Raw genomic sequence first — 6,756 nt, 5'->3', positions numbered from 1 at the left:
TGGCGATCGCGCCCTGTTCTTCGCAAATCGGCAGCGGATCGCTACCGGTTGAGCGTATTGCCAGTTTCGCTATCACCTTCACGCCACGCGATGGTCGCGGCAGCCAGCTTGCCAGCTTGTCACAGCGCTGGCGCAGCTTAGCGCGCCCGGTAATTGGCCGCATCCAGGAAGGCAAACTGTGGCTGGATTTGCGCTGCCTTGATGATGAAAGCGCGCTGATTCAGGCCATAGCGCCATGATTATTGCCACCGCAGGACACGTCGATCACGGCAAAACCGCGCTGCTACAGGCATTAACCGGCGTTGATGCCGATCGCCTGCCCGAAGAGAAACGGCGCGGCATGACCATCGATCTCGGCTACGCCTATTGGCCGCAGCCGGATGGCCGCGTGCTGGGCTTTATTGATGTGCCGGGCCACGAGAAATTTCTCGCCAATATGCTGGCGGGCATTGGCGGTATTCATCATGCGCTGCTGGTGGTGGCCTGCGACGATGGTGTGATGCCGCAAACCCGCGAACATCTGCAGTTGCTGAGCCTGGCCGGACAGCCGCCGCTCAGCGTGGCGCTGACCAAAGCCGATCGCGTGGATGAGGCGCGCATCGCGGAAGTCCAGCTGCAGGTGGCACAACTCACACAGCAACTCGGCTGGCCGGCAGTGCCGCAATTTGTCACTAGCAGCCACACGCAGCAAGGCATCGACGCGCTGCGCCAGCATCTCAGCATGCTGGCGGAACCGGCCTTCGACCCGCGTTACCGTTTCCGTCTCGCCATCGATCGCGCCTTCACGCTGAAAGGCACTGGATTGGTGGTCACCGGCACCGCGCTGGCGGGTGAAGTGCACGTCGGCGATACCCTTTGGCTCAGCAGCCTGAACCTGCCGCTGCGCGTGCGTGCGCTGCATGCGCAGAACCAATCGGTGACCCGCGCACAGGCCGGTGAGCGTATCGCGTTGAATATCGTTGGCGATGTGGAAAAAGCGCAGATCGTGCGCGGCGACTGGCTGCTGTCACAGGCAAAAGCGGAAGGCACCACGCGCTTAACCGTGGCGCTGCGCTTGCTGCAGCCGCTGAAAAGCGCATCGCAGCCGATTCATATCCACCACGCCGCCAGCCACGTCACCGGACGCATCACACTGCTGGCGGATAATGTCGCGGAAGTGGTGCTGAACGAACCGCTGTGGCTGGCAGAGAACGATCGGCTGATTATCCGCGACAGCAATGCACAACACACGCTGGGCGGCGCGCGCGTGCTGCTGCTCAACAGTAAAAAGCGCGGCAAACGTCAGGCGGAGTATCTTGCCTGGTTGCATCAGTTGGCCGCGGCACAAGATGATGACGCCAGCCTGCAGGCGCATCTGGCCTATCAACCCACAGAATTACGCGATCTGGCGTGGGCGCGCCAGCTTACCGAGCCCGCGCTGGATGCACTGATTAAGAACACAGCGCCAGTACAGTTAGGTAGCGCGCTGATGAGCGCTGCGCAGGCGGCACTTTGGCAGCAAAAGCTGCTGGAATCGCTGGCGCATTTTCATCAGCAGCATCCCGAAGTGCCGGGCATCGGTCACGATCGTTTGCGTCGTGTGGCAATGCCGCATCAGCCTGCGGAATGGGTGCTAGCGCTGATTGATCAGCTGCTGGCGCAAGGCCAGCTGCAACAGCGTCAAGGCTGGCTGCATCTACCCGATTTCGAACCACGTTTTAATCCGCAGGAAGAAGCACTTTGGCAGCAGGTCGGCCCGCTGTTTGGCGACCAGCCGCTGTGGGTGCGCGATATCGCGCTGGCGCTGCAGCAGGATGAACAGGCGATTCGCCCGCTGCTGCTTACTGCCGCGCGGCTCGGACACATCACCGCGATCGTGCGCGATCGCTACTATCGCAGCGACCAGATCCAGATCTTCGCCGATCTGATTCGGAGTCGCACCGCGCAAGAGGGCAGCACCAGCGCCGCCGACTTCCGCAACCAGCTGGGCACCGGGCGCAAAGTGGCGATACAGATTCTGGAATTCTTTGACCGCAGCGGCTTCACCCGCCGCCGTGGCAACGATCACCTGCTGCGCGACGCACGCCTGTTTCCCTCCTCTTCTGAATAAAATCTCTCGCGTTGCCTCGCAGTTCGGCTTGTAACTGCGCTGCAACGCACATTCCCAGTTGTGCAAAAAAGTGCCAGAATGTAAGAAATACTCTTACATTGGATGGCGATGATGGCACGTACTATGACGATCGATCTAGGCGATGAACTGCGCGAGTTTGTTGAATCTCTGGTTGAGTCCGGCGACTACCGTACGCAAAGCGAAGTAGTGCGCGACTCGCTGCGCTTGCTGCGTGAAAAGCAGGCGGAATCAAAGCTGGAAAAGCTCAGAGAGTTGGTCAGAGAGGGCTTTGAAAGCGGCCCGGGAAAAGAGTGGGATCATGAAGATTTTCTAAGACGAGCAAAAGCCAGGGTAGGCATTTATGAAAAGGACCATCACGATAAAACCGGAAGCTGATGCAGATCTGATGAAGATCTGGATTTATGGCTACTGGAATTATGGAGAGCAGTTAGCTAATAACTACAGCGCCAGATTTGCTGAGCTCTTCGAAAAACTCGCCATGTTTGATTTAGGCCGCAAACGACCGGATTTAGGTAAGCAGATTTATTCGCTGCCTTTAGGAAAGCATATTGTAATCTATCGCGCTGAAGTGGATGAAATCTTCATCGGGCGTATCTTGCACCACTCGCAGGACGTTAGCGCCGAGTTTTGAAAACAAAAGGGACGATTTCTCGTCCCCTTTGTTTCGCAGGGTCGCCATTTATGGCGACCAGGCAAACTACTGCAGCAGCGAAATATCCGCCACCTGCAGGAACAGCTGGCGCAGCTGTGCCAGCAGCGTCAGACGGTTAATACGCACCGCCTGATCGTCGGCGTTCACCATCACTTTATCGAAGAAGTTATCCACCGCTTCACGCAGCTGCGCCAGCTCAACCAGCGCATCCTGATAGCGACCTTCTGCAAAGTACGGCTGCAGCTTATCGCCCAGCGCGGTCACGAAGGTCGCCAGTTGGATCTCTTCGTTCTCTTTCAGCAGAGAAGCCTGCACGCTGTCATTCAGGGTTTCGGTTGATTTCGCCAGGATGTTCGACACACGTTTGTTGGCAGCGGCCAATGTCGCGGCAGCTTCCAGCGTACGGAAGTGCGAAACCGCCTTCATGCGCGCATCGAAATCAGCCGGACGGGTTGGACGACGTGCCAGCACCGCCTGAATGGTGTCAACGCTGTGGCCCTCTTCCTGATACCAGGTACGGAAACGGCCCAGCATAAAGTCGATCACTTCATCGACCACTTTGCCGTTGCTCAACTTGCTGCCGTACAGGCGCACCGCTTCTTCGGTCAGCGTTTGCAGATCGAGCGGCAGGTTTTTCTCAACGATGATGCGCAGCACACCCAGCGCGGCACGGCGCAGTGCGAACGGATCTTTGTCGCCTTTCGGATGCTGACCGATGCCGAAGATGCCCGCAAGGGTATCCATCTTGTCGGCAATCGCGACGGCGCACGCGACAGGATTTGACGGCAGATCGTCACCGGCAAAGCGCGGCTGATACTGCTCGTTCAGCGCCACAGCCACATCTTCCGCTTCGCCATCGTGGCGCGCGTAGTGCATGCCCATCACGCCCTGCGTGTCGGTGAACTCAAAGACCATGTTGGTCATCAGGTCACATTTCGACAGCAAACCGGCGCGGGTAGCATGATTCACATCAGCGCCAATCTTCGCGGCAATCCAGCCAGCCAGCGCCTGAATACGATCGGTTTTATCACGCAGCGTACCCAGCTCTTTCTGGAACAGGACGGTTTCCAGACGCGGCAGATTATCTTCCAGACGCTTTTTGCGGTCGGTGTTGAAGAAGAACTCGGCATCCGCCAGACGCGGGCGCACCACCTTCTCGTTACCGGAGATAATCTGCTGAGGATCTTTGGATTCGATGTTGGTGACGAAGATGAAATTCGGCAGCAGCTTGCCCGCCGCGTCGTACACCGGGAAGTACTTCTGGTCACCTTTCATGGTGTAAACCAGCGCTTCAGCCGGCACCGCGAGGAACTTCTCTTCGAATTTCGCCGTCAGTACCACCGGCCATTCCACCAGCGAGGTCACTTCTTCCAGCAGGCTTTCGCTCAGATCGGCGATGCCGCCAATCTTCTGGGCCGCCGCTTCCGCGTCTGCTTTGATTTTGGCTTTACGCGCCGCGTAATCCGCAACGACTTTACCGCGCTCCAGCAACAGCTGCGGATATTGATCGGCGTTGTCGATGGTGAATTCTGGCTCGCCCATAAAGCGATGGCCGCGAATCACGCGATCGGATTGAATGCCCAGAATCTTCGCGGGGATCAGCTCATCACCCAGCAGCAGCGTAACGGTGTGCACCGGACGCACAAACTGCACGTCGCTCGCGCCCCAGCGCATCAGCTTAGGAATCGGCAGCTTGCTCAGCGCGGTGGCAACCATCGCTGGCAGCAGCGCCTGCGCGCTTTCGCCGGTGATGGCGGCGCGATGCACCAGCCATTCACCTTTGTCCGTGCTCAGACGTTCAGCCTGAGCCACGGTGATGCCGTTACCACGCGCCCAACCTTCGGCCGCTTTGGTGGCATTGCCATCGGCATCAAACGCGGCGGCGATTGCCGGACCACGTTTCTCCACTTCGCGATCCGGCTGCGCGGCAGCCAGCTGGGCCACTTTCAGCGCCAGACGACGCGGAGCAGCAAACCAGCTCACTTCGCCGTGCGCCAGACCGGCGCTATCGAGTTCAGCGGTGAAGTGCGCAGCAAAGGCTTCTGCCAGGCTGCGCAGCGCTTTCGGAGGCAACTCTTCGGTGCCAATTTCCACCAGGAAAGTTTTATCGGTCATGGCTGCCTCTTACTTGTTTTTATTGCACATCGGGAAGCCAAGCGCCTCACGGGACGCATAATAGGCTTCCGCCACGGCTTTCGTCAGGGTGCGGATACGCAGGATATAGCGCTGGCGTTCGGTAACCGAAATCGCTTTGCGGGCGTCCAGCAGGTTAAAGCTGTGCGCCGCTTTCAGAATGCGCTCGTAAGCCGGCAGCGGCAGCGGTTTTTCCAGCGCCAGCAGCTGCTGCGCTTCTTTCTCATACTGCTCGAAGCAGGTGAAAAGGAAGTCAACGTCAGCGTATTCAAAGTTATAGGTCGACTGCTCCACTTCGTTCTGATGGAACACTTCGCCGTATGTGGTTTTACCAAACGGACCGTCGCTCCACACCAGATCGTAAACGCTGTCTACGCCCTGGATGTACATCGCCAGACGCTCTAAGCCGTAAGTGATCTCGCCGGTTACCGGCTTGCACTCCAGGCCGCCAACCTGCTGGAAGTAAGTGAACTGCGTCACTTCCATGCCGTTCAGCCACACTTCCCAACCGAGTCCCCACGCGCCGAGCGTTGGGTTTTCCCAGTTGTCTTCGACAAAGCGAATGTCGTGGATGGTGGGATCCATACCCAGCTCTTTCAGCGACCCAAGGTACAGCTCCTGAAGGTTGTCCGGGTTGGGCTTAATCACCACCTGGAACTGGTAATAGTGCTGTAAACGGTTCGGGTTTTCACCGTAACGTCCATCGGTCGGACGACGAGATGGCTGCACGTAAGCGGTCGCCATCGGCTCTGGGCCTAAGGCACGCAGACAGGTCATCGGGTGTGAGGTGCCGGCGCCCACTTCCATGTCCAACGGTTGGACAATGGTGCAGCCTTGACGCGCCCAGTAATCCTGCAAGGTCAGGATCAGGCCCTGAAAGGTCTTGGTATCAAACTTTTGCATGTTGAATTCGCACGCGATACGGATCGGTTAAAAAAAGAGTGCGCCAGTATACCCTTTGACCGCGGATTGTGCAGCCGGAAATCCAGGCCAGCGGCCAGGTGATTGCAGCAGGCTTCAGCCGGCAAAAACAGAACAATAAGAAAATCGTATACGATTCACGCTCACCGCCATAACTCTCAACATAAACCTCATTAAAACCTTAAATTTCATCGCATTGATTGATATATCAGCAAATCCTATTACGTGACACACATCACCTTTTTGACCCGATGGTTAAAAATCGCACATTGACACTCGTATAATCGTATACGAAATTGCGGTGAAACAGTTTTGCTTGAGATTTCACCATGAAGATTGCGTTGAGTTATCCCGGAATGAACGCCAGCGACCGCCCAATGGGGCCTGCGCCGCTCTCTGCCGCCGTGCTGCACGAACCGATGCTGTTTATTTCCGGCCAGGTGGCGATTGATCCTTACAGCGGCGAGATTATGGGCCACGACATCGCCAGCCAGACGCGTCAGGTGCTGAAAAACGTCGGCGATCTGCTGAGCGAAGCGAACATGACCTTCGACAACGTGGTCCGCGTCACTATTTACCTGACCGATCTCAGCACCTTCAGCGCGATGAATGCCGCCTACAGCGAGTTCTTCCAGTTCCCTTTCCCGGCGCGCGCCACCGTGGGCATTCAACTCAACCATCCTGACCTATTGGTCGAGATGGAAGTGACGGCGATGCGCTGATGCACATTCATATCGAGAACGACGCCAGCGCGCCGCGCGCACTCCATCTTTCTGCTGAGCAACTGCAACTGCAGCTCGACGCGCATCCACCGTTGCGCAGCCACTTCACGCTGAGCGAAAACAGCGATGCGGCGCAGACCGCCGACTTCCTCGCCCGCTGCGACATTCTGTGGAGCGGCCGCAAGCTGGCGCTCGATCAGTTCAGCACGCCGCGCCTG

General features: G+C 57.7%; 6 protein-coding genes and 2 pseudogenes. 6 read left to right on the top strand and 2 right to left on the bottom strand.

The genetic code is table 11. The features are described 5' to 3' along the window. The 4 genes and pseudogenes from RTY00_RS15890 to RTY00_RS15875 form a co-directional block, all read left to right on the top strand. Window positions 1-239 (top strand): annotated as a pseudogene (locus RTY00_RS15890) (L-seryl-tRNA(Sec) selenium transferase); the annotation flags it as partial. Continuing rightward, a complete protein-coding gene (gene selB / locus RTY00_RS15885) occupies window positions 236-2,089 on the top strand; it encodes a selenocysteine-specific translation elongation factor (protein WP_312665089.1) in 1,854 nt (617 codons plus the stop codon). The pseudogene RTY00_RS15890 and the gene selB, both read left to right, overlap by 4 nt. A gap of 111 nt (window positions 2,090-2,200) precedes the next feature. Beyond that, window positions 2,201-2,485 carry a type II toxin-antitoxin system ParD family antitoxin gene (locus RTY00_RS15880; RefSeq protein ID WP_061719305.1) on the top strand — a complete coding sequence of 95 codons (285 nt, stop codon included), beginning with the start codon at window positions 2,201-2,203 and terminating at the stop codon, window positions 2,483-2,485. Further along, window positions 2,451-2,741, top strand: a complete 291-nt coding sequence (locus tag RTY00_RS15875) for a type II toxin-antitoxin system RelE/ParE family toxin (protein ID WP_008105240.1) — start codon at window positions 2,451-2,453, stop codon at window positions 2,739-2,741. Before RTY00_RS15880 ends, RTY00_RS15875 begins: the two co-directional genes overlap by 35 nt. A 66-nt stretch (window positions 2,742-2,807) precedes the next feature. On the opposite strand, the gene glyS is transcribed toward RTY00_RS15875, so the two are convergent. Both glyS and glyQ read right to left on the bottom strand, forming a co-directional pair. Beyond that, window positions 2,808-4,877: a glycine--tRNA ligase subunit beta gene (gene glyS, locus RTY00_RS15870; protein WP_312665088.1), complete on the bottom strand. Its 2,070-nt coding sequence runs from the start codon at window positions 4,875-4,877 to the stop codon at window positions 2,808-2,810. Between the two features lie 9 nt (window positions 4,878-4,886). Further along, a complete protein-coding gene (glyQ, locus tag RTY00_RS15865) occupies window positions 4,887-5,798 on the bottom strand; it encodes a glycine--tRNA ligase subunit alpha (protein ID WP_008105242.1) in 912 nt (303 codons plus the stop codon). Window positions 5,799-6,145: 347 nt separating this feature from the next. Here glyQ and RTY00_RS15860 point away from each other — a divergent pair, with 347 nt between their 5' ends. Next, window positions 6,146-6,538 carry a RidA family protein gene (locus RTY00_RS15860; RefSeq protein WP_312665087.1) on the top strand — a complete coding sequence of 131 codons (393 nt, stop codon included), beginning with the start codon at window positions 6,146-6,148 and terminating at the stop codon, window positions 6,536-6,538. Next, a pseudogene (locus tag RTY00_RS15855) lies at window positions 6,538-6,756 on the top strand (D-2-hydroxyacid dehydrogenase); the annotation flags it as partial. The gene RTY00_RS15860 and the pseudogene RTY00_RS15855, both read left to right, overlap by 1 nt.

This window comes from Pantoea sp. CTOTU49201 (assembly GCF_032054795.1).
Classification (GTDB): domain Bacteria; phylum Pseudomonadota; class Gammaproteobacteria; order Enterobacterales; family Enterobacteriaceae; genus Pantoea; species Pantoea symbiotica.
Note: the sequence above shows the minus strand (reverse complement) of the source record. Positions and strands in the feature narration are given on the sequence as shown.